A 21,658-nucleotide genomic window follows, 5' to 3' on the forward strand; every position below is an offset into this window, starting at 1 on the left:
GCTCAGTCTTGCGCCGGTTCGCGGGACAGGCGGTCGATTTCCTCGCGGAATTCGTTGAGGTCCTGGAAGCGGCGGTACACCGAAGCAAAGCGGATATAGGCGACTTCATCGAGCTTCTGCAGCTCGGTCATCACCAGTTCGCCGAGCACCCGCGATTTGATCTCGCGCTCACCGGTGGCGCGCATCTTGTGCTTGATATGGGCGATGGCGGCTTCCAGGCGTTCAATGCTCACCGGACGCTTTTCCAGAGCACGCTGCATGCCGGCACGCAGTTTTTCTTCATCGAAGGGCTGGCGGCTGCCGTCCTGCTTGATCAGGCGGGGCATCACCAGCTCGGCGGTTTCGAAGGTGGTGAAGCGCTCTTCGCAGGCCAGGCACTCCCGGCGGCGGCGAACCTGCTCGCCCTCGGCGACCAATCGCGAATCGATAACCTTGGTGTCGTTGGCGCCGCAGAAGGGACAGTGCATAAAATAAATGGCAACAAAATGAAGGAGGGGCCATGGTAGCGCATCCCACTGGCAAGACAACCCAGCTACTTTGCGGTATACAAGCGCCCGCCTTAAATTCGCTGGACTCGTGACGGACTTCCCTATGTTTCGCCCACTCGCTGTGCTTTTTGCCCTTGCTCTGCTGGCTGCCTGCGCCAGCGAATCGCCTGCCCCGGCCACCCCGGTTACGCCAAGCAAACCCGCCGTGACCGCCGAGCCTGCGCCCGCACCGCTGCCCGCCAACCTGCGCGAGTTGACTGGCAACCTGGTGAATGTGCCGGCCGGCGCCAATGTCGAACTGGCCTTGCTGGTGATCGATGAGCGTGACCGCCCCCAACAGCTGCTGGGCAACATCACGCTGCAAGGCACCGGGCAATTGCTGCCCTTCCACCTACCGTTCAACCCAGACTCGTTCCCCGCCAATGCACGCGTCGAGCTGCATGGCCGGGTGACGCAGTCCGCGCAGTTGATCCTGCGCCTGAACCCGCTGCGCATCACCTCGGCCGCCACCCAACTGGTCGGCAACCTGCGTTTCGACACCGCGCCATGAAGGCCCTGCAAGCGGCGCTCGGCGAACTGCTGGGCGACGCCCAACTGGTTGCCGAAACCCTGCCCGGCACCGACCTCAAACTGTGGCTGATCGACGCCAACAACATGGACCGCGCCTTCAGCCCGGAAGAGACCCGGCGCATTCTCGAAGAGCCTCCCTACTGGTGTTTCTGCTGGGCCAGCGGCCTGGTGCTGGCGCGCTGGTTCGCCGAACACCCCGAGTGGGTCGCCGGTAAACGGGTGCTGGATTTCGGTGCCGGTTCCGGCGTGGCGGCCATCGCCGCGGCCAAGGCCGGTGCCGCCGAAGTGGTGGCCTGCGACCTCGACCCACTGGCCCTGGCCGCCTGCCGCGCCAACGCCGAGCTGAACGGCGTGACGCTGAGCTACTCGGACGACTTCTTCGCCGAAGCCGACCGCTTCGACCTGATCGTGGTCGCCGACGTGCTCTACGACCGCGCCAACCTGCCACTACTCGATCACTTTCTCAGCCGTGGCCAGCAAGCGCTGGTGGCCGACTCACGGGTACGCGACTTCAATCACCCCCTGTACCAGCGCCTGGACATTCTCGAAGCCTGCACCTGGCCGGATCTCGCCGAGCCGGCGGAATTTCGCTACGTCAGTCTGTATCACGCCACGCGTTAGCGGCCCATGCTCGCGCTTAAAACCAGCCGCCCACTCCCAGCACCGCCAGCATCAACACGGTCAGCAGAAACGCTTTGCCCGTCAGGGCGGCGCGATAACGGGTGGGCACCACCGTACGTTCAAGGCCCTGCTGCAGGGTCAGCCAGGTTGCACTGGTAACGAACACCGTCGATGCCGTACCTGCCAGCAGCCCCAACGCCATAACCAATGCCGGGGTGTGCAGGCTGCCCGCCGCGAGCAGGTACAGGCTAAGGACCACCAGGGCCAACATCAGCAACACCTGGCGCGCACCCGCCAGCGCCTGATGGATGCTGATATTGGCCAGCGCCGATAACGACAAGGGCCGAGCGCTGCGAGCATTGCGCAGGTTGCTGCTGATGCGCCGCAACAGCAGCACTTTGCCAAGCAGTGAATAGCCAAGCACCACCACCAGCGCCAGGGCACAACCCAGGTCCAGCGGGTGCTCGAGCAACGCCAGCAGCGCCATGACCACCAACAGATCCAGCAGCAACGGCAGCGCCGCGGCCAGAGCCAGCGCCCGGGCACACCGCAGGCTGCAATACAGCGAAAAGCTCAGCCACGCAGCCACTGCGACATAGATGCCATCACCGCCATCCAGGCTCGGGCCCTGAGCGCGCACATGCCATGCAGCCACAACGATGAGCAGCAGCGCCAGCAGAATCACCGACTTGCCCATCCCGACAAAGTTGAACGCCCGTCGCGGCGGCAACGAATCGGCGTGGGCAATGGCAGTGAAGAAGGATTTGCTGACAGGCATGCAGAGGTCCGATTCAAGGCGCCTGAAACCCGGGTAAAAGCGGCATCTGCGCAGGTGCGTGCAGTCTAGCCACGCGGATGTGAAGACTTCGTTAAACACCTTGCCGCGCAGAGCGAGTGCAGGGCGCCGCATACGACACTGGTTTTCAGCACCTACCGTCCCCACCTATAGTGCGAGCCTGCGCCGGGGATAACCCGGCCGTCCCATTTACGCGTTTCGAGACCAAGCATGAGCCAGGACACGCCCTATATCTTCGACGTCAGCACGGCCAACTTCGACCAGCTGGTGATCCAGAACTCCTTCCACAAACCCGTGCTGGTAGATTTCTGGGCCGAGTGGTGCGCGCCGTGCAAAGCCCTGATGCCGATGCTCGCGCAGATTGCCGAGGGCTATCGCGGCGAGCTGCTGCTGGCCAAGCTCAACTGCGACTTAGAGCCGGATGTTGTCGCCCGCTTCGGCATTCGCAGCCTGCCCACCGTGGTGCTGTTCAAGGACGGCCAGCCGGTGGATGGCTTCCAGGGTGCACAACCGGAATCGGCGATTCGCGCGATCCTCGAACCCCACGTCCCTACCCCGCCGCCGTTGGCTGCTGACCCGCTGGAAACCGCCGTGGCGCTGTTTGCCGAAGGGCGGATTGGCGATGCAGAAAACCTGCTGCGAGAAATTCTCGCCGCCGACAGCGAGAAACCCGCCGCCCTGATTCTGTACGCCCGCTGCCTGGCCGAACGTGGTGAGTTGGGCGAAGCGCAAACCGTTCTCGACGCGGTGAAAGGCGACAGCCATAAACAAGACCTGGCCGCCGCCCGCGCGCAGATCACCTTCCTGCGCCAGGCCGCCGACCTTCCGGACGCCGCTGCGCTGAAAGCGCGCCTGGGACAAAACGCCGAAGACGACGAAGCGATCTACCAACTGGCGATCCAGCAACTGGCCCGTCAGCAGTACGAACCCGCGCTGGAGGCCTTGCTGAAACTGTTTATCCGCAACCGCAGCTACGCCGACGGCCTGCCGCACAAAACCCTGCTGCAGGTGTTCGAACTGCTAGGCAACGAGCACCCGCTAGTGACCCTGTTCCGCCGCAAGCTGTACCAGGCGCTTTATTGATTCGCTGAGCCCGCTGCGCCTTGCCCATTCCGGGCAGGGCCCACTCCGCACAAGGATGCTGCGTTGAACGCCCAGAATTCCCCAGACCCAACCCTGCCATTTTCCAACTGGCTGCCGTTTATGCTCGGCGCCGGTTACGGCTTTCTGCTGCGCCTGCTGTTCTCCGGCCCCAGCCTGTTCGGCGCCTTCAAAGGGCCGACTGTGATGTCGGCGGCCTTTGCCCTGGGGGTGCCATTTGCGGTGGGGGCGATCAGCGTGTATTTCGCCGAACGCAGCAAAGATCGCAGCGTGATGTTCTTTATCTTTGCGCCCTGGCTGGCCGTGTCGCTGTTTGTCGGTGGTACGGCACTGGCGCTTATCGAAGGCTCGATCTGCATCGCCATGGCCTTGCCGCTGTTTCTGCTGATGGGCTCGCTCGGCGGTCTGCTGATGGGCCTGTTTTGCCGGATGGTCGAGAGCTCCGGGCGGACGCTCTACAGCATCGCCGCGCTGCCCTTGGTACTGGCCGCCGTGGAAACCCTGTATGTACCGCACAATGGCTTTGCCACCGTGGAGCGCAGCGTACAGATTGCCGCGCCGGTTGACCGAGTGTGGCAACTGATCAACTTTCCCACCGATATTCACCCGCAGGAGCTGGCCAGCGGCCTGGCTTACCGCATCGGCGTGCCCTATCCGATCGAAGCGCGAACGCTGGAGCCGCGGGTGGGCGGCATGCGCAAGTTGATCTGGCAACGCGGCATCAGCTTCGACGAGCAGATCACCGACTGGCAGGACCAGCGCTACATTGCCTGGACCTACCACTTCCGCCCTGACTCGTTCCCCGCCGGCTCAATGGACGACCATGTGCGCATTGGCGGCGAATATTTCGACCTCAAGGACACCTCTTACACGCTCACGCCAAACGCCGGCGGCACGCGCCTGGATGTGCGCGTAACGTTCCGCGCCACCACGGCGTTCAACTGGTACGCGGTGCCAGTGGCGCGCTTCATGATTGGCGATACCGCCGAAACCATCCTCGGTTTTTATCAGCACCGCGCCGAAGCGGCAGGCAAAGCCGGCTAGCCGACCCAGCGATACACCGGCGCATCGGCGCCGGCTTCCACTTCCACCAGGGTCGAATGGCGCAGGCGCACCAGCAGGCGCTTGGCGGCGCTGGCGTTGCCGGTGAGCGCTTGCAACTCGCCGAGTAAAGTCGGTCCTTCGATCTTGCCAGCGCTGCGCAGCAACTCCTGCACCAGCAACCACTGTTTATCGTCCGGCGAGTGCGCTGCCAGCGGCGCGGCCGGTTTGGCCGGTTCTGCCGCCGTTACCGGTAGCTGCGCAGCCAATTGCGCCCAATCCTCGGCATCCAGTTCGATGCTCAGATCGACTGGCCATGCGCCGATCGTGCCTTTGATACGCACCATAAAAGCCACCTCAAGCAAAAGTGCCGCCATGCTCCCATGCGCCAACTAGATCGCCAAGCGGGCTAGGCAAGGGCTAATTAGAGTTATAACATAACATCTCATTTCATCCGCCCCACCCGGAGTCATCTTTCATGCGCCGCTTGCTCCTCGCTCTGCCGTTTGCCCTGTTGCCACTGGCCATCGCCCAGGCGGCGGAAAGCCCTGATGATCACGATCACGTCGAAGAGCACGCCAGCCTCGGCACCCACGAGCATGGCGTCGGCCGTTTGAATGCTGCACTGGATGGCAACGTGCTGGAGTTGGAGCTGGAAAACCCGTCGATGAACCTGGTGGGCTTTGAGCACGCTGCGAAAACTGCCGTCGACCAAGCCACTGTCGCCTCCGCCCGCGCCGACCTCGAAAAACCCCTGAGCCTGTTCGCCCTGCCGGCCGCCGCCAAGTGCAGCGTGAGTAAAACCGAGCTGCACAGCCCGCTGTTCGGCGACAAACCGGATGCCGATGAAGACGACGATCACGACCATGACCACGACGAGCACGCCGCTGCCGATGGCGGCGAACATGAGCATGAACACCACCACAGCGAGATTCACGCCAGCTACCAGCTGACCTGCGCGCAGCCAGCAAAACTCAGCAGCCTCGACCTCACACCGCTGTTCAAACGCTTCCCGTCTCTGCACCAGGTGCAAGCGCAATTGATCGGCCCCACTGGCCAACAAGGCGCCGAACTGACGGAAAAAAGCCCACGCCTGAACTTTTGATTCGGCCGCGCTCTAACAGCCAGCCGTAGCCGCCCAAGCGGGTATCCAGATACCCTCTCGGGCGGCGTCTATTTCGCCCCACCCCACTTCAAAGTGCCCTTCATGACAGCGCCACTCCTGACCCTCAGTGACCTTGGTTTCGCCTGGCCTGGCCACGCCGAACTGCTGGATATTCCCGCGTTTCACCTGGCGCAGGGCGAGACCCTGTTTCTCAAAGGCCCGAGTGGCAGCGGCAAGACCACCCTGCTCGGTCTGCTCGGCGGCGTGCAGAAGCCCAGCCGCGGCAGCATCGCTTTGTTGGGGCAAGAGTTGACCAGCCTGTCGGCCGGCGCCCGCGATCATTTTCGTGTCGACCACACCGGCTACATCTTCCAGCAGTTCAACCTGCTGCCGTTTTTATCGGTACGGGAAAACGTCGAGTTGCCCTGCCACTTTTCCAAGCTGCGCAGCAGCCGCGCCAAGCAACGCCATGGCAGCGTGCACCAGGCCGCTGGTGCACTGCTGGCGCATCTAGGGCTGAAAGATGAGCTGCTCGAACGCCGCGCCGACGCCTTATCGATTGGCCAGCAACAGCGCGTAGCCGCTGCCCGCGCGCTGATAGGCCAGCCGGAACTGGTGATCGCCGACGAACCGACCTCGGCGCTGGATGCCGATGCCCGCGAAGCGTTTTTGCAGCTGCTGTTTGCCGAATGCCGCGAGGCCGGTTCCAGCCTGCTGTTTGTCAGCCATGACCAGAGCCTGGCCCCGCTGTTCGACCGTCATCTGTCCCTGGCAGAACTCAATCGCGCGGCCAAGCCCGCAGCGGAGGTTTGAGATGTACTTGTTGCGCCTCGCCATGGCCAGTCTGGCCAACCGTCGTTTCACCGCGCTGCTGACGGTGTTCGCCATCGCACTGTCTGTTTGTTTATTGCTAGCAGTGGAGCGGGTACGCACTGAAGCCCGCGCCAGTTTCGCCAGCACCATCAGCGGCACCGACCTGGTGGTTGGCGCCCGCTCCGGCTCGATCAACCTGCTGCTCTACTCGGTGTTTCGCATCGGCAACGCTACCAACAACATCCGGTGGGACAGCTTCGAGCATTTCGCCAATAGCAAGCAGGTGAAGTGGGCGATCCCCATGTCGCTGGGCGACTCGCACCGCGGCTACCGGGTGATGGGCACCACCGGCGCCTACTTCGAGCATTACCACTATGGCCGCGGTCAGGCCCTGCAACTGGCCGAAGGCCGCGCCTTCGACACGGACCCGTTTGAAGTAGTGCTGGGTGCCGAAGTGGCCGATGCGCTGAAATACAAACTCGGCGAGAAGATCGTTCTCGCCCATGGCGTGGCCAGCATCAGCCTGGTCAAACATGACGACAAACCCTTCACCGTGGTCGGCATTCTGCAACGCACCGGCACCCCGGTGGACCGCACCCTGCATATCAGCCTGGGCGGCATGGAGGCGCTGCACATCGACTGGAAAAATGGCGTGCCGGCCCGCGGCGCCGGGCGTATTTCCGCCGACCAGGCACGCAACATGGACCTCACCCCGCAGGCGATCACGGCCTTTATGGTGGGCCTCAACAACAAGATCGCCACCTTCAGCATGCAACGTGAAATCAATGAGTTCCGTGGCGAGCCGCTGCTGGCGATTCTGCCGGGCGTGGCCCTGCAAGAGTTGTGGAGCCTGATGGGCACTGCGGAACAGGCGCTGTTCGTGGTCTCGCTGTTTGTGGTGATTACCGGGCTGATCGGCATGCTCACGGCGATTCTCACCAGCCTCAATGAGCGGCGCCGGGAGATGGCCATTCTGCGTTCGGTCGGCGCCCGCCCTTGGCATATCGCCAGTCTGCTGGTGTTGGAGGCCTTCACTCTGGCATGCTCCGGCGTCGTTCTCGGCACCCTGTTGCTGTATGTCGGCATCGCCGCCGCGCAGAGCTACGTGCAGGCCAACTACGGCATCTTTCTGCCGCTGGCCTTGCCGAGCGCTTATGAATGGTCGCTGCTGGGCGGCATTCTGGCCGCCGCGCTGCTGATGGGCGCGATACCGGCCTGGCGCGCCTATCGACAGTCGCTGGCCGATGGCTTGTCCATCCGGGTGTAGCCCCTACGTTGTAAACCTTAAGGACCCTGATCATGTTGCGCGCGTTTGCTCTTGCCCTGTTGTTGGCACCTTGTCTGGCTTGGGCCGCCGACGTGCGCGAACTGACCTGGTCGGAAATGGTGCCACCGGACGCGCCGGTGGCCACCCAGCCACAGGCGCCAATGCATGACCTGTCGCAGCTAGCCAACGCCCTGGCGGCGGAGTCGGCACCGGCAGCCAAGCAGCAGTCCCCCGCCGCCCCCGTGGTGCAGGCGCTGGATGGCCAGGAAGTAAAACTGCCGGGCTACATCGTGCCGCTGGAAGTGGGTGAAGACAGCCGCGTGACCGAGTTTCTGCTGGTGCCTTACTTCGGTGCCTGCATCCACGTGCCGCCACCGCCGTCGAACCAGATCGTGCACGTGAAAAGCGAGCTCGGCGTGTTGATGGATGCGCTGTACCAGCCGTTCTGGGTCGAAGGCCCGTTGCAGGTAAAAAACAGCACCAGCGACCTCGCCGATGCCGGTTATGCGATGGACGCTAACAAGATCTACCCCTACGAAACCCCGGAAAACTGATCCCATCCCCTGCGGTTGCGCCAGGCGCAACCGCTCACCTCGCAATCTATTGCTGTAGATCAAGATAGGCAGCTACCGATCCTTACTACACTGACGCCATCCGAACCGTTAGTGATTGAAGGAGTACACCATGTCCAAGGCCCTCTTCGCCGCCTCCCTGCTGGCGGTTGCGCTGGTCTCCCCTATGGCCCATGCCTACCAGGCTGGCGATATCATTCTGCGTGCCGGCGCGATCACCGTTGACCCGCACGAAAACAGCGGCAACATCGACCACTCGGTACTGGGCAAGGTCGATGGCAGCAAGGCCACCGTGGACAGCGACACCCAACTGGGTTTGAACTTCGCCTACATGGTGACCAACAACGTCGGGATCGAACTGTTGGCCGCTACGCCCTTCAGCCATGACGTCGGTGTCAAAGGCATGCCAGGCGCGTTCTCCGGCCTCAATGGCAAACTCGGCAGCATCAAACAACTGCCACCGACCCTGAGCCTGGTGTACTACCCAATGGACAGCAAGTCGGCGTTCCAACCCTATGTCGGCGCCGGCATCAACTACACCTGGTTCTTCGACGACAAGCTCAGCAGCGAAGCCGAAAGCAAAGGTTTCAGCGGCTTGGATATGAAGGATTCCTGGGGTCTGGCAGGGCAAGTGGGCATGGATTACATGCTGACTGACAACATCATGCTCAACGCCCAGGTGCGTTACATCGACATCGACACCACCGGTACTACTTACCTGGCTGGCGACAAAGTGAAGGTTGATGTGGACGTGGACCCATGGGTTTACATGGTAGGTCTTGGCTACAAGTTCTAAGCACGACACACAGCAAAAAGGCGCCTGAGGGCGCCTTTTTGCTGTGTGTTATCTGCGTTAGCCTCGATGCTTTTGATCTAGCTAACGGCCAAGCAACTTGGCCAGGCCAACGGCCATAGGCGTCGGCTCAGCCACCTGATACCGGCTCAACAAACGCTGATTATTCGCCCGCGAATGACGGATATCGCCATCACGCGCAGGGCCATAACTGACCGGTGGCAAGCTGCCCACCACGTCACCGATATACTCCAGCAACTGATTGAGGCTGGTGGCGCGATCCAGGCCGACGTTGGCCGGGCCCTCTTCAACGCTGGGCATTTCCAGCGCCTGCATCAGCACGGCAATCAGGTCCGCCACATAGAAGAAGTCGCGGGTCTGCTCACCGTCGCCAAACACCGTGATCGGCAAGCCCTGCTGGGCGCGCTGGATAAAGATGCTGATCACCCCGGAATAGGGAGACGACGGGTCCTGGCGTGGACCGAAAATATTGAAGAAACGGAAGATCGCCGGCTCCAGGCCATGCTGGCGGCGGTAGAAATCCAGGTACTGCTCGCTGGACAACTTGTCCGACGCATAGGGCGTGAGCGGCGCGGTCGGGGTGTCTTCATCAATGGCCTGGCCATCGCCGTTGTTGCCATACACCGACGCACTGGAAGCGAACAGCACGCGTTTGACACCATGTTCACGCATCGCTTCGCAGACATTCAGGGTGCCAACAAAATTGCTCTGGTGGGTGCCGACCGGGTCAGCCACCGAGGCCGGAACCGAGGCCACCGCGGCAAGGTGTGCAACGGCTTGGCAACCGGCCACCGCCTGCGCGACCAGCGCCGCATCGGCGACGCTGCCGACCAGCAGCTGCAGGCGCGGGTTATCCAGCGGCAGGTTGCTGCGCTTGCCCATGGACAGGTCGTCCAGCACCCGCACGGCATAACCCTTTGCCAACAACGCGTCGACCAGATGGGAGCCAATAAAGCCGGCGCCCCCGGTGACCAGAATAGGGAGATCAGGCATGGCGGTAGTAACGATCCAGAAGACTTGGCAAACCGGCACGCCAGGCGCGCGGTTTGATACCGAAGGTATGCAGAATTTTCTTACAGGCCAGCACCGCGTGCTGCGGCTCGTCGGCTACATCGGGGCGGGCCGCGTGGGCCTGAGCGCCGACTTCCTGCACCGCCAACTGACGGAACGCCCGCGCTTCGGTGAGCACCGCCTGGCCGAGAGCCAGTGAAGTGGTCGCCTCGTAGCCGCCGTAGTGGTAAGTGCCCCACAGCGGCGCCTGGCAATCCAGTTGTTTCAGCACGGCGATCAACACCCGGGCGGCATCGTCGATGGGCGTCGGGTTGCCCCGGCGGTCATCGGCGAGAAACAGCTCGGCGTCGTGCTCGGCACGGTTGAGGAAGCGCCCCAACAAGCCTTCGGCGCTGGCATCGAGCAACCAGCCAAAACGAATCAACACATGCCGCGGGCAGGCCGCTCGCACGCTCTGTTCGATCCGCCACAACGCCTGACCCCGAAGGCCCAACGGCACCTGCTCTTCCTTTTCGCTGTAGGCAGTAGCGCGCGAGCCATCGAACACGCGATAGCTGGAGGGCTGTACCAAGCGAATGGAGTGGTGTTGGCAGAGTTCGGCGAGGCGCTCGACCGCACGTTCCTGCGGGGCGAAGCGCTCGGCGCTAACCGCTTCGGCCTGAAACCAGTCGAAGTAGTAGGCGAGATTCACCACCACATCGGGCCGGGTTTCATCCAGCAGCAGAGTCAGGCTGGTGGCGTCCCAGCCGCCCTCGGGCGGACGCGGGGCGAGGAAGCCGATGTCATCCTCGGCCCCCAGGCGGATCAGCGCCTGCCCAAGGGCATTGCCGCCGCCCAGTAGCATCAGGCGCATATGCATACGTCAGGAAGGCCTGATCAGAACGGGATATCGTCGTCGAAGCTGTCGTAGTTCGGCGCTGGCTGGGCCGCAGGTTGCGGTGCCGGGCGCGACTCACGCGGCGCTTGTTGCTCGCGCTGCTGAGGGGCTGGACGCTGTTGACGTGGAGCGGAATCGCCACCGCCGTTATCAGGACGGCCACCCAGCAACTGCATGGTGCCGTTGATGTCGACGACGATTTCGGTGGTGTAGCGTTTGACGCCGTCTTTTTCCCACTCGCGGGTTTGCAGCTTGCCTTCGATGTACACCTGCGAACCTTTGCGCAGGTATTCGCCGGCGATCTCAGCGACTTTGCCGAACAGGGCCACACGGTGCCATTCGGTTTTTTCGACTTTCTGCCCGCTCTGCTTGTCGGTCCACTGCTCGCTGGTAGCCAGGCTCAGGTTGGTGACCGCATTGCCGTTAGGCATGTAGCGTGTTTCCGGGTCCTGGCCGCAGGTTCCGACCAGAATGACTTTGTTAACCCCACGGGCCATAACGTTCTCCTAGGTATCGGCACGCGCTTCGAGCAAGGCGTCGAGCGCTGAGCGATCCAATTGTTCGGAATCCAATTTGATATAGATGGCGGCTTCGTCGGCCACCACCACTGCATCCGTTACTCCGGCCACCGCCAAGAGGCGCTCTACCAGGCCAGCTTCGCGCACCGCAGCGGGCGAAAGAGGCAAGCGCAGGCTGGTGACATACGGAGGTTCGCGCATAGTAACAGCAATGATAAGCCAGAGCCCACAGAGCACAGCACATCCCAGAAAGACGGTATTCAGGCCGCCGTGCTGGAACAACCAGCCGCCGAGAATGCCGCCTAACGCGGCGCCGAGAAACTGGCTGGTGGAATAAATCCCCATCGCCGTACCCTTGCCGCCCGCCGGCGAGACCTTGCTGATCAACGACGGCAACGACGCCTCCAGCAGGTTGAACGCGGTGAAAAACACGATGGTGCCGAGCACCAGTTCGTTCAGGGTGCCGTCCGTCAGCCAGAAGAACACTTCGCAGCCCAGCAGCACGGCCACCGCACCGGCCAGCACGCGTTTCATCTGGCGCTTTTTTTCGGCATAGATAATGAACGGGATCATGGCGAAAAAACCGACCAGCAGCGCGGTCAGGTACACCCACCAATGCTGCTCCTTCGGCAACCCGCCACGCTCGACCAATGCCAGCGGCAAAGCGACAAAACTGGACATCAATACCGCGTGCAGTACGAAGATGCCCACGTTCAGGCGCAACAAGTCCGGGTTACGCAAGGTGCGGCCGAGGGCTTCCTTGGCCACGCCCGACTCGCGGTGGTGCAAGGGTCCGGCCGAACGCGGCACCCACCACGCCACCAGGGCAATGCCCACCAGCGCCATGGCGGCCGTGGCGATAAACAACCCGGAAAGACCGAAGGCGCGCGTCAACAGCGGCCCCACTACCATGGCCACGGCAAACGACAGGCCGATGCTCATGCCGATCATGGCCATGGCTTTGGTCCGGTGTTGTTCGCGGGTGAGGTCCGAGAGCAGCGCCATCACCGCCGCCGAGATCGCCCCGGCGCCCTGCAGCACCCGGCCGGCAATCACGCCCCAGATCGAATCGGCGTTGGCCGCAAGCAGACTGCCAGCGGCAAAAATGATCAGGCCGACATAGATAACCGGGCGTCGGCCGATGCGGTCGGAGATGACCCCGAACGGAATCTGCAGCACCGCCTGGGTCAGCCCGTAGGCGCCGATGGCCAGACCGATCAGGGCCGGCGTAGCGCCAGCCAGGTCCATGCCATAGGTGGCCAGCACCGGCAGGACCATGAACATACCAAGCATTCGGAACGCGAAGACCAGCGACAACCCACTTGCTGCGCGGGTTTCACTGCCACTCATGCGTTCGCTGTGCGGATCGTGCATGGAAGTACCTCAAGAAAATGCGCGCCGATTCTAGCAGCCCCCATTCAGCGCCGCACAGGCGTGACGCTTTGCCGCTGGCTTGACAAGGCCCGTATACTCAGCGGTTTTCGCCCGCCATGCGAGGCCGCAGTGGACAAGATCCTGATTCGTGGGGCACGAACCCACAACCTGAAGAACATCGACCTGACCCTGCCACGGGACAAATTGATCGTTATCACCGGCCTTTCCGGTTCGGGGAAATCTTCCCTGGCTTTCGACACCCTGTACGCCGAAGGTCAGCGCCGCTACGTCGAATCGCTGTCGGCCTACGCCCGACAGTTCCTGTCGATGATGGAAAAGCCGGACGTCGACACCATCGAAGGTCTGTCGCCGGCGATTTCCATCGAACAGAAATCGACCTCGCACAACCCGCGCTCCACCGTCGGCACCATCACCGAAATCTACGACTACCTGCGCCTGCTCTACGCCCGCGTGGGTACGCCGCGTTGCCCGGACCACGACCTGCCGCTGGAGGCGCAGACCGTCAGCCAGATGGTCGACCAGGTGCTGGCCCTGCCCGAAGGCAAGAAGCTGATGCTGCTGGCGCCGATCATTCGCGAGCGCAAAGGCGAGCATCTGGCGGTGTTCGACGAACTGCGCGCCCAGGGTTTCGTGCGCGTGCGGGTCAACGGCAAGCTCTATGAGCTGGACGAGCTGCCCAAGCTGGATAAACAGAAGAAGCACTCTATCGACGCCGTGGTCGACCGCTTCAAGGCCCGTGGCGATTTGCAGCAACGCCTGGCCGAATCCTTCGAAACCGCGCTGAAGCTGGCCGACGGCCTGGCCTTCGTGGCACCGATGGATGACGAAGAAGGCGAGGAAATGGTGTTTTCGGCGCGCTTCGCCTGCCCGGTGTGCGGCCATTCGATCAGTGAGCTGGAACCCAAGCTGTTCTCCTTCAACAACCCCGCCGGCGCCTGTCCGACCTGTGACGGCCTGGGTGTTAAACAGTTCTTCGACACCAAACGCCTGGTCAATGGCGAGCTGACCCTGGCCGAAGGCGCGATCCGCGGCTGGGACCGGCGCAACGTCTATTACTTCCAGATGCTCGGCTCACTCGCCGCGCATTTCGGCTTCAGCCTGGACGAGCCGTTCGACAGCCTCAGCGCCGAGCACAAGAAAGTCATCCTTACCGGCAGCGGCACGGCCAACGTCGACTTCCGCTACCTCAACGACCGCGGCGACATCGTCAAACGCGCCCACCCGTTCGAAGGCATCGTGCCGAACCTGGAGCGTCGCTACCGGGAAACCGAGTCGACCACCGTGCGTGAAGAACTGGCCAAGTTCCTCAGCACACAGCCGTGCCCGGACTGCCGTGGCACCCGCCTGCGCCGTGAAGCACGCCACGTGTTCGTCGGCGAGCGCAATCTGCCGGCCGTCAGCGGCCTGCCGATTGGCGATGCCACCGAGTACTTCGGCAGCCTGGCCCTGACCGGGCGCAAGGGCGAGATCGCGGAAAAGATCCTCAAGGAAATCCGCGAGCGCCTGCAGTTTCTGGTCAACGTCGGCCTCGACTACCTGACCCTGGACCGCAGCGCCGACACCCTGTCCGGCGGCGAAGCCCAGCGTATCCGCCTGGCCAGTCAGATCGGCGCCGGCCTGGTGGGCGTCATGTACATCCTCGACGAACCGTCGATTGGCCTGCATCAGCGCGACAACGAACGCCTGCTGGCGACCCTGCGCCACCTGCGCGACATCGGTAACACGGTGATCGTGGTCGAGCACGACGAAGACGCCATCCGCATGGCCGACTACGTGGTCGACATCGGCCCGGGCGCCGGCGTGCACGGCGGCCGTATCGTCGCCGAAGGCACCGCCGAAGAAGTCATGGCCCACCCGGATTCCTTGACCGGCAAGTACCTGTCCGGACGCACCAAGATCCAGTACCCGGCCAAACGCACGCCGCGCGACAAAAAGCTCTCGCTGAAACTCAAGGGCGCGCGCGGCAACAACTTGCGCAACGTCGACCTGGAGATTCCGATTGGCCTGCTGACCTGCATCACCGGGGTGTCCGGCTCGGGCAAGTCGACGCTGATCAACAACACCCTGTTCCCGCTCAGCGCCACCGCACTGAACGGTGCTACCACGCTGGAAGCGGCGGCCCACGACAGCATCGACGGCCTGCAGCACCTGGATAAAGTGGTGGATATCGACCAAAGTCCCATCGGTCGCACCCCGCGCTCCAACCCGGCGACCTACACCGGCCTGTTCACACCGATCCGCGAGCTGTTTGCCGGCGTGCCGGAAGCCCGCTCACGCGGCTACGGGCCGGGGCGCTTCTCCTTCAACGTCAAGGGCGGGCGCTGCGAAGCGTGCCAGGGCGATGGCCTGATCAAGGTGGAAATGCACTTTTTGCCGGACATCTACGTGCCGTGCGACGTGTGCAAGAGCAAGCGCTACAACCGCGAAACCCTGGAAATCAAATACAAGGGCAAGAGCATCCACGAAGTGCTGGAAATGACCATCGAAGAAGCGCGTCCGTTCTTCGATGCCGTGCCGGCGCTGTCGCGCAAGCTGCAAACCCTGGTGGATGTCGGCCTGTCCTATATCAAGCTGGGACAGTCGGCGACCACGCTCTCGGGCGGTGAGGCGCAGCGGGTCAAGCTGTCGCGCGAGCTGTCCAAGCGCGACACCGGCAAGACCCTGTACATCCTCGACGAACCCACCACCGGCCTGCACTTTGCCGACATCCAGCAACTGCTCGACGTGCTCCATCGTCTGCGCGACCACGGCAACACCGTGGTCGTCATCGAGCACAACCTGGACGTGATCAAGACCGCTGACTGGCTGGTGGACCTTGGTCCAGAAGGCGGTTCACGTGGTGGGCAGATCATTGCCACCGGTACGCCGGAAGAAGTGGCCGAGATGCCGCAATCCCACACCGGGCACTTCCTCAAGCCACTGCTGGAACGCGACAAGGCTTGATTTCAAGCCAATAAAAAAACCGGGCCATGCGCCCGGTTTTTTGTTGCGCTGTTGGGCTTCGCTGCGCTCAACCCAACCTACAACGCGCCTTTCGTAGGTTGGGTTGAGCCAAAGGCGAAGCCCAACAGCCCTACGCCTGACCGTCCCGATCGCGATAGCCAAGCAGGTACAGCACACCATCCAGGCCAAGCGTGGAAATCGCCTGCTTGGCAGACTGCTTCACCAGCGGTTTGGCCCGGAAAGCTACGCCCAAACCGGCAATCGCCAGCATCGGCAAGTCATTGGCACCGTCACCGACCGCAATGGTCTGCTCCAGGCTCACGCCCTCTTGCTCGGCCAACTGACGCAGCAAGTCCGCTTTGCGCTGCGCATCGACAATCGGCTCGATGGCCACGCCGGTCAGCTTGCCGTCTTCAATCTGCAGCTCGTTGGCAAATACATAGTCGATACCCAGCTTGGCCTGCAGCTGCTTGGCGAAGTAGCTGAAGCCGCCGGATAGAATCGCGGTCTTGTAGCCCAGGCGTTTGAGTTCGACGAACAGCGTTTCCGCGCCCTCGGTCAGGCGCAGTGAAGCGCCGATGGCGGCCAGTTCGCTTTCCGGCAAGCCCTTGAGCAACGCCAGACGCTCTTTGAAGCTGGCACGGAAATCCAGTTCGCCGCGCATGGCGCGCTCGGTGATTTCCGAGACTTTCTCGCCGACGCCAGCGACCTTGGCCAGTTCATCGATCACTTCCGCCTCGATCAGCGTCGAGTCCATGTCGAACACCGCCAGGCGGCGGTTGCGGCGGAATACCGAGTCCTGCTGGAAGGCGATATCGACGTTCAGCTCCTGAGCCACGCTGAGGAACTCGGCGCGCAGGGCCACCGGGTCAGCCGGTTCGCCACGCACGGAAAACTCGATGCAGCCTTTGCTCTGGTCAGCCGGAGTGTCCAGCGGCATGCGCCCGGAAAGGCGGTCGATATGGTCGATATTCAGGCCGTACTTGGCAGTGATCGAACTGACGCGCTGCAATTGCTCGGCCGTAACCCGGCGGGTCAGCAGGGTGACAATATGGCGGGACTTGCCCTGGCCGCTCACCCAATGCTGGTAATCAGCTTCGGAAATAGGCGTGAAGCGTACCTGCTGGTCCAGCTTGTAGGCGGTAAACAGCACGTCCTTGAGCACCACGGAGCCCTGCTCGGTGCCGGGAATTTCCACCAAAATGCCGAACGACAGGGTGTTGTGGATAACGGCCTGGCCGATGTCGAGGATATTCACGCCGCCCTGCGCCAGCACGCCGGTGATGGCGGCGGTGAGGCCCGGGCGGTCTTCGCCGGTGATATTGATCAGAACGATTTCGCGCAAGGCGGACCTCCACAGGGCACGGCAAAAGCAGCGGTGCATCGCCGGCCGGTCATGCAGACGGGCCCAAGCGCAGCGCCGGGGGTGATGAAAAGGCGCACATTCTAACCACTTTCACCGCCATACGGGCACGCGCGCGCTTTGCCCACCCCCGAGCCCTCGTTATACTGCGCGGCAATTCCATTCGAGAAGAGCCGCGCTCTGTGAACCGGCCCGCGCCCGTAAAACCCGACAATTTCTTCCTGTTGATCTTTCACGCGCTGCGTCAGCGCCGCGTGCCGCTAGCCTTGCGCATTGCCAGCCACAGCCTGTTCCTGGTGGCCGCCGCATTGGTGATCTATGCCCTGGTGATGGGCATGCAGTTCAAGCAGGCCATGCAACAACAGGCGGATGCCCTGGGCCAGAGCCTGACCACCCAGACCGCTGCTTCGGCCACCGAGCTGCTGGTGTCCAACGACATCCTCAGCCTCAACGTGCTGCTCAATAACCTGGTGAAGAACCCGCTGGTGGCCCACGCCGCCATTTACAGCGTGGACAACCGCATCCTCGCCGAAGCCGGCTCGCGTCCGACGCAAAGCATGCTCGGCGAAACCGAAGGCCTGTATTCCACCCCCATTACCTTCCAGGAAGTGATCGCCGGCCACCTGCGTATCAGCCTGGACATGCAGCAATTCCAGCAGCCGATGACCATCAGTCTGCAGAGCATGGGCCTGCTCAGCCTGATTTTGCTGGCGCTGACCTTGAGCCTGAGCCTGCGTCTGGGCCGGCACATTTCCACGCCGCTGATGCAACTGCGGGTGTGGCTGCGCGACCCGGATGATCCGGCCCCAGGCGCCGGCCGCAACGATGAAATCGGCGACCTGGCCCGTCAGCTGCAATCGCGCCTGGTGCCGGAAAAGCCCAAGCCGGTGGCACCGGCTGAACCTGAGTACGTCGAAGAAGACGAGTACGAAGAAGACGAGCAGGCCTTCGCCGAAGACGAAGACCCGTACCTTGAAGAAGGCGAAGAAGAGCCCGAATTCGAAGTACGTGATCTGCGTGACGACAGCTACGACAGCGACGATGACGACTATCGCGAGCAGCCACGCCGCGTGCAGTCGCCGCTGCGGGTCAAGCCGATTCAGGCGCCGCTGGACGAAGACGATCCCTTCGCCGACCTGCAAGAGCCCATCATCGACGTAGAAGAAGACGACTACGAACCTGAGCAGAACCCACCCGAGAAAAGCGCCGTACTGGCCATTCAGCTCGGTGCCCAGGAGCAACTACGCCGCCTGCCGCGCGCCCGCCTGATGGACCTGTTGCAACGCTACCGCGACTGTCTGGATCAGGCCGCCGCCCTGTACAACGGCGTGCTGCACACCCTCAAGGACGGCAGCAGCCTGATGCTGTTCAACAGCGACGACAGCGGTGAGGACTACCTGACCCACGCCATCTGTTGTGGTGAGCTGATGCGCGCTCTCGGCCATCAGCTGCAGATCGAAGTCGCCGACAGCGGCATCACCCTGCAACTGCAGCTGGGCCTCACCGCTGGCGAAGAGCTCGGCGACCTCAGCCAGGGCGACCTGCTGCTCAGCGACACCGCGTTGGACGCCCTGGCCCTGTCGCAACACAGCCGCAACCTGCTGCTGGTGGAACGCAGCATTGGCGATGACCCGCTGCTGCGCCAACGCGTACGCATCCGCCCGATCGCCAGCCCGGAAGGCGCCTGCTGCGTCGAACGCCTGCTGGAACCCTACCCGTCGCTGCTGGAACGCCAACTGGCGCGCATGCACGAACAACCCGCCCGCTCTTGACCACGCTCATCACCCATCCGCTGCCCGTCCTGGCCATTGGCCTGGCGCTGGGCAGCCGGGTGATTCCACCGCGCCTGTTGATCGCCGGGATGCTCGCCGCCTGCTTGCCGGATGCCGATGTGCTGGCATTCAAATTCGGCATCGCCTATGCCGACAGCTTTGGCCACCGCGGCGCCAGTCACTCGCTAGCCTTCGCTGCCTTGATGGGCGTGCTTGGTCTCCTCTTCGCGCCATTGCTCAACAGTGGGCGAATCAAAGCCGGCATTTGGCTGGCCCTGGCAGCCGCATCCCATAGCGTGTTGGACGCCCTCACCAATGGCGGCCTGGGCGTGGCCTGGCTGTGGCCGTGGAGCGAGCAACGCTTCTTCCTGCCCTGGCGGCCGATTGCGGTCTCGCCGTTTATCAACGGCTTCTTCAGTGAGCGTGGATTGGCGGTGTTGGCCTCGGAGGCACGGTGGGTGTGGTTGCCTTGCACAATATTGGCTGTGGCTGGAATTACGATCAGAAAAGCGATCAAGCCGTAGGAGATTGGGGAGGTCGGCGCTCTTGAAATTTGCGGCCGTTACTCGGTCGAGGGTTTCGGGGCTAAGGTCAGGCAAGGCGCCCCGGAGCTTTTGAGCGCAGCGTACTCTAGTACGTGAGCATCAAAAGCGAGGAGCAACGCTGCATGGCCGACGCCCCGGAAGCCGATCAGTAGTGCAACAAAAAGCCCCGCTATGTGCGGGGCTTTTTGTTGGGCGGTCCGATCAATAATCCGGTTTGGCGCTCAGGTTCTTCTCGGCCGACTTGGCCAGATCTGGCGGCAGGAAGTCCTTGTCCGGGTTGTAGTCAGGCTTGAGGAAACGCGCCAGGGTTTCCAGGTCGGCCGGGCTCAGGGTGCCGGCGGCCTGCTTCAAGCGCAGGTTGTCGAGGATGTAGTCGTAACGGGCGTTGTTGTAGTTACGCACCGAGCTGTACAGCTGACGCTGGGCGTCGAGCACGTCAACGATGTTACGTGTACCGACCTGGTAGCCGATTTCGGTGGCTTCCAAGGCGCTCTGGTTGGAGATGATCGACTGCTTGCGCGCCTGCACGGTTTCCACGTCGGTGTTCACCGCGCGGTGCAGGTTGCGGGTGTTTTCCACCACCTGGCGACGCAGGCCTTCGCGCTGCTGTTCGATCTGGTTCAGGCGCTGGTACGACTCACGCACCTGGGAGCTGGTCAGGCCGCCGCTGAAAATCGGGATATTCAGTTGCAGGCCAATGGAGCGCTGTTCAACGTCGCCGTTATAACGCGGCGTACCCGGCGTACCGCTGTTCACATAACCGAGGTTGTCGTTGTCGCCGCGCTGGTATTGCGCCACGGCATCGACGGTCGGCGCGTGGCCGGCCTTGCGTTGGCGCAGGGTTTCTTCGGCGGCATCAACGGCGAAGTTGCTGGCTTGCAGATTGAGGTTCTGCTGCGCGGCGGTGTCGACCCAGGCCTTGGCATCGTTCGGGGTTGGCGCCAGCACCGGCAGGGTGTGTTTGATGCCTTCAACCGAGTTGTAGTCGCGGTTGGTCAGGGTGATCAGGGCCTGGAAGGCGTCGTCCACCGAGCGCTGGGCAAGGATGCGGTTGGCGCGGGCGGTGTCGAAGCTGGCTTGCGCTTCAAGCACATCGGTCTTGTCCGAGAGGCCGACATCGAAACGCTCATTGGCCTGGTCCAGTTGACGCTGGAAGGCGGCTTCTTCGGCTTTGGTCGAAGCCAGGTTGTCTTGCGCACGCAGCACCGCGAAGTAGGCTTCGGCACTTTGCAGAATCAGGTTCTGCTCGGTGGCCGAGAGTTCCAGCACGGCTTGTTCATTGGTGGCTTCGGCGGCCTTGAGCTGGAACCAACGGTCGGCGCGGAACACCGGCTGGCTCAAGGTGGCCTGGTAGAGAATGCCGCTGCGATTGAGCTTCGGGTCGCCCATATCGGTGCGTACTTTGGTTTCGCTGTCGCTCATGTTGGCGCCACCGGAGATATTCGGCAGCAGCCCGGCGCGGGCTTGCGGAACGATTTCCTTGCGGGCCTGGTAATCGGCGCGGGCGGCGGCCAGGTCGGCGTTGTTGTTGACCGCTTCCTGATAAACGCTCACCAGATCGGTCTTGGTCGACAGAGGAGCTTCCGCTGCCCAGGCAGCGCCGCTTGAGGCTGAAGCCACGGCAAGTGCCAGGGAAAGTCTGCGCAGCATGCTAATCATCCTAATTGTGTGGCCCCTGAACCTGCGGCAGTGGGGCGGTGATGGGCAAGGCTAAGGGGGCGCAGTGGTAGGGGTCAAGCGCCCTGACAGCGGCGTGAGTGTAGTTTGCGACAAGCTATGTTGCTTGCGCGCAACAATCCCTTGGCGCCGCTACGCTTGCCGTCATATTTCGACGCGCGGGTCGGGCTTTTTTGACCTGGGGGTTGGTTTTCCGACGTCCCTTGTTTAGAGTGGCCGGGTTCTTGTCGGGGTGCCTTGAGTGAAAGGCTGAGATCGGTTAATCCGGATCCCGTTGAACCTGATCAGGTTAAAGCCTGCGTAGGGAACAAGATTGCTCGTCCACCTTGCCCGGCCGAGCCCTCTAGCACCACCCCAGGTGCGCCAAAG

The 21,658-nt window shown here is 62.7% G+C and carries 21 protein-coding genes and 1 riboswitch; of the genes, 12 read left to right on the forward strand and 9 right to left on the reverse strand.

The window, feature by feature from the left end; genetic code table 11:
- Window positions 1-2: 2 nt before the first annotated feature.
- On the reverse strand, window positions 3-467 hold the full coding sequence (gene nrdR, locus C8K61_RS11125; protein ID WP_162998791.1) for a transcriptional regulator NrdR: 465 nt from the start codon (window positions 465-467) through the stop codon (window positions 3-5).
- A 124-nt stretch (window positions 468-591) separates the two neighbouring features.
- Between nrdR and C8K61_RS11130 the strand changes: the two genes are divergently transcribed.
- Both C8K61_RS11130 and C8K61_RS11135 read left to right on the forward strand, forming a co-directional pair.
- Window positions 592-1,038, forward strand: coding sequence for a YbaY family lipoprotein (locus C8K61_RS11130; RefSeq protein ID WP_108096329.1), 447 nt, complete (start codon window positions 592-594; stop codon window positions 1,036-1,038).
- Window positions 1,035-1,679, forward strand: coding sequence for a methyltransferase (locus C8K61_RS11135; protein WP_108096330.1), 645 nt, complete (start codon window positions 1,035-1,037; stop codon window positions 1,677-1,679). Before C8K61_RS11130 ends, C8K61_RS11135 begins: the two co-directional genes overlap by 4 nt.
- Window positions 1,680-1,695: 16 nt before the next feature.
- Here the strand turns inward: C8K61_RS11135 and C8K61_RS11140 are convergent, their stop codons facing one another.
- Complete coding sequence (locus C8K61_RS11140; RefSeq protein WP_158272505.1) at window positions 1,696-2,457, reverse strand: hypothetical protein; 762 nt, start codon at window positions 2,455-2,457, stop codon at window positions 1,696-1,698.
- A 228-nt stretch (window positions 2,458-2,685) separates the two neighbouring features.
- On the opposite strand from C8K61_RS11140, the gene trxA reads away from it, so the two are divergent.
- Entirely contained in the window at window positions 2,686-3,558 is an 873-nt protein-coding gene (gene trxA / locus C8K61_RS11145) for a thioredoxin (RefSeq protein ID WP_108096332.1), read from the forward strand.
- Between the two features lie 63 nt (window positions 3,559-3,621).
- A complete protein-coding gene (locus C8K61_RS11150) occupies window positions 3,622-4,620 on the forward strand; it encodes an SRPBCC domain-containing protein (protein WP_218277810.1) in 999 nt (332 codons plus the stop codon).
- Here C8K61_RS11150 and C8K61_RS11155 read toward each other — a convergent pair.
- Window positions 4,617-4,964 (reverse strand): hypothetical protein, encoded by a 348-nt coding sequence (locus C8K61_RS11155; RefSeq protein WP_108096333.1) that lies wholly within the window; start codon window positions 4,962-4,964, stop codon window positions 4,617-4,619. The genes C8K61_RS11150 and C8K61_RS11155 overlap by 4 nt on opposite strands.
- Before the next feature lie 131 nt (window positions 4,965-5,095).
- Between C8K61_RS11155 and C8K61_RS11160 the strand changes: the two genes are divergently transcribed.
- The 5 genes from C8K61_RS11160 to C8K61_RS11180 all read left to right on the forward strand — a co-directional run bounded on the left by C8K61_RS11160 (window position 5,096) and on the right by C8K61_RS11180 (window position 9,170).
- A complete protein-coding gene (locus tag C8K61_RS11160) occupies window positions 5,096-5,722 on the forward strand; it encodes a DUF2796 domain-containing protein (RefSeq protein ID WP_108096334.1) in 627 nt (208 codons plus the stop codon).
- Window positions 5,723-5,824: 102 nt separating this feature from the next.
- Window positions 5,825-6,535, forward strand: a complete 711-nt coding sequence (locus tag C8K61_RS11165) for an ABC transporter ATP-binding protein (RefSeq protein WP_108096335.1) — start codon at window positions 5,825-5,827, stop codon at window positions 6,533-6,535.
- A 1-nt stretch (window position 6,536) separates the two neighbouring features.
- Window positions 6,537-7,802, forward strand: a complete 1,266-nt coding sequence (locus C8K61_RS11170; protein ID WP_108096336.1) for an ABC transporter permease — start codon at window positions 6,537-6,539, stop codon at window positions 7,800-7,802.
- Between the two features lie 32 nt (window positions 7,803-7,834).
- A complete protein-coding gene (locus C8K61_RS11175; RefSeq protein ID WP_108096337.1) occupies window positions 7,835-8,356 on the forward strand; it encodes a DUF3299 domain-containing protein in 522 nt (173 codons plus the stop codon).
- Window positions 8,357-8,486: 130 nt separating this feature from the next.
- A complete protein-coding gene (locus C8K61_RS11180; protein WP_108096338.1) occupies window positions 8,487-9,170 on the forward strand; it encodes an OmpW family protein in 684 nt (227 codons plus the stop codon).
- A gap of 81 nt (window positions 9,171-9,251) precedes the next feature.
- Here the strand turns inward: C8K61_RS11180 and C8K61_RS11185 are convergent, their stop codons facing one another.
- The 4 genes from C8K61_RS11185 to C8K61_RS11200 are packed head-to-tail and all read right to left on the reverse strand — an operon-like array spanning window position 9,252 to window position 12,968.
- A complete protein-coding gene (locus C8K61_RS11185) occupies window positions 9,252-10,181 on the reverse strand; it encodes an NAD-dependent epimerase/dehydratase family protein (protein ID WP_108096339.1) in 930 nt (309 codons plus the stop codon).
- On the reverse strand, window positions 10,174-11,058 hold the full coding sequence (locus tag C8K61_RS11190; protein WP_108096340.1) for a sugar nucleotide-binding protein: 885 nt from the start codon (window positions 11,056-11,058) through the stop codon (window positions 10,174-10,176). The genes C8K61_RS11185 and C8K61_RS11190 overlap by 8 nt, the downstream gene beginning before the upstream one ends.
- 17 nt (window positions 11,059-11,075) lie before the next feature.
- Entirely contained in the window at window positions 11,076-11,573 is a 498-nt protein-coding gene (locus C8K61_RS11195; protein ID WP_108096341.1) for a single-stranded DNA-binding protein, read from the reverse strand.
- Between the two features lie 9 nt (window positions 11,574-11,582).
- Entirely contained in the window at window positions 11,583-12,968 is a 1,386-nt protein-coding gene (locus C8K61_RS11200; protein WP_108096555.1) for an MFS transporter, read from the reverse strand.
- Between the two features lie 129 nt (window positions 12,969-13,097).
- Between C8K61_RS11200 and uvrA the strand changes: the two genes are divergently transcribed.
- Window positions 13,098-15,932, forward strand: coding sequence for an excinuclease ABC subunit UvrA (gene uvrA, locus C8K61_RS11205; protein ID WP_178086447.1), 2,835 nt, complete (start codon window positions 13,098-13,100; stop codon window positions 15,930-15,932).
- A 130-nt stretch (window positions 15,933-16,062) separates the two neighbouring features.
- On the opposite strand, the gene serB is transcribed toward uvrA, so the two are convergent.
- On the reverse strand, window positions 16,063-17,277 hold the full coding sequence (gene serB, locus C8K61_RS11210) for a phosphoserine phosphatase SerB (RefSeq protein ID WP_108096342.1): 1,215 nt from the start codon (window positions 17,275-17,277) through the stop codon (window positions 16,063-16,065).
- Window positions 17,278-17,477: 200 nt separating this feature from the next.
- Between serB and C8K61_RS11215 the strand changes: the two genes are divergently transcribed.
- The gene (locus tag C8K61_RS11215) at window positions 17,478-19,067 is read left to right on the forward strand and encodes an AhpA/YtjB family protein (protein ID WP_108096343.1); all 1,590 of its coding nucleotides are present in this window, start codon (window positions 17,478-17,480) and stop codon (window positions 19,065-19,067) included.
- Complete coding sequence (locus C8K61_RS11220) at window positions 19,064-19,591, forward strand: metal-dependent hydrolase (protein ID WP_108096344.1); 528 nt, start codon at window positions 19,064-19,066, stop codon at window positions 19,589-19,591. The genes C8K61_RS11215 and C8K61_RS11220 overlap by 4 nt, the downstream gene beginning before the upstream one ends.
- Window positions 19,592-19,813: 222 nt before the next feature.
- On the opposite strand, the gene C8K61_RS11225 is transcribed toward C8K61_RS11220, so the two are convergent.
- Window positions 19,814-21,262 carry a TolC family outer membrane protein gene (locus C8K61_RS11225; RefSeq protein WP_108096345.1) on the reverse strand — a complete coding sequence of 483 codons (1,449 nt, stop codon included), beginning with the start codon at window positions 21,260-21,262 and terminating at the stop codon, window positions 19,814-19,816.
- Window positions 21,263-21,507: 245 nt separating this feature from the next.
- Window positions 21,508-21,613, forward strand: a riboswitch (TPP riboswitch).
- The last annotated feature ends 45 nt before the right edge of the window (window positions 21,614-21,658 follow it).

Origin of the sequence: Pseudomonas sp. GV071 (assembly GCF_003050835.1) — a bacterium.
Taxonomy (GTDB): domain Bacteria; phylum Pseudomonadota; class Gammaproteobacteria; order Pseudomonadales; family Pseudomonadaceae; genus Aquipseudomonas.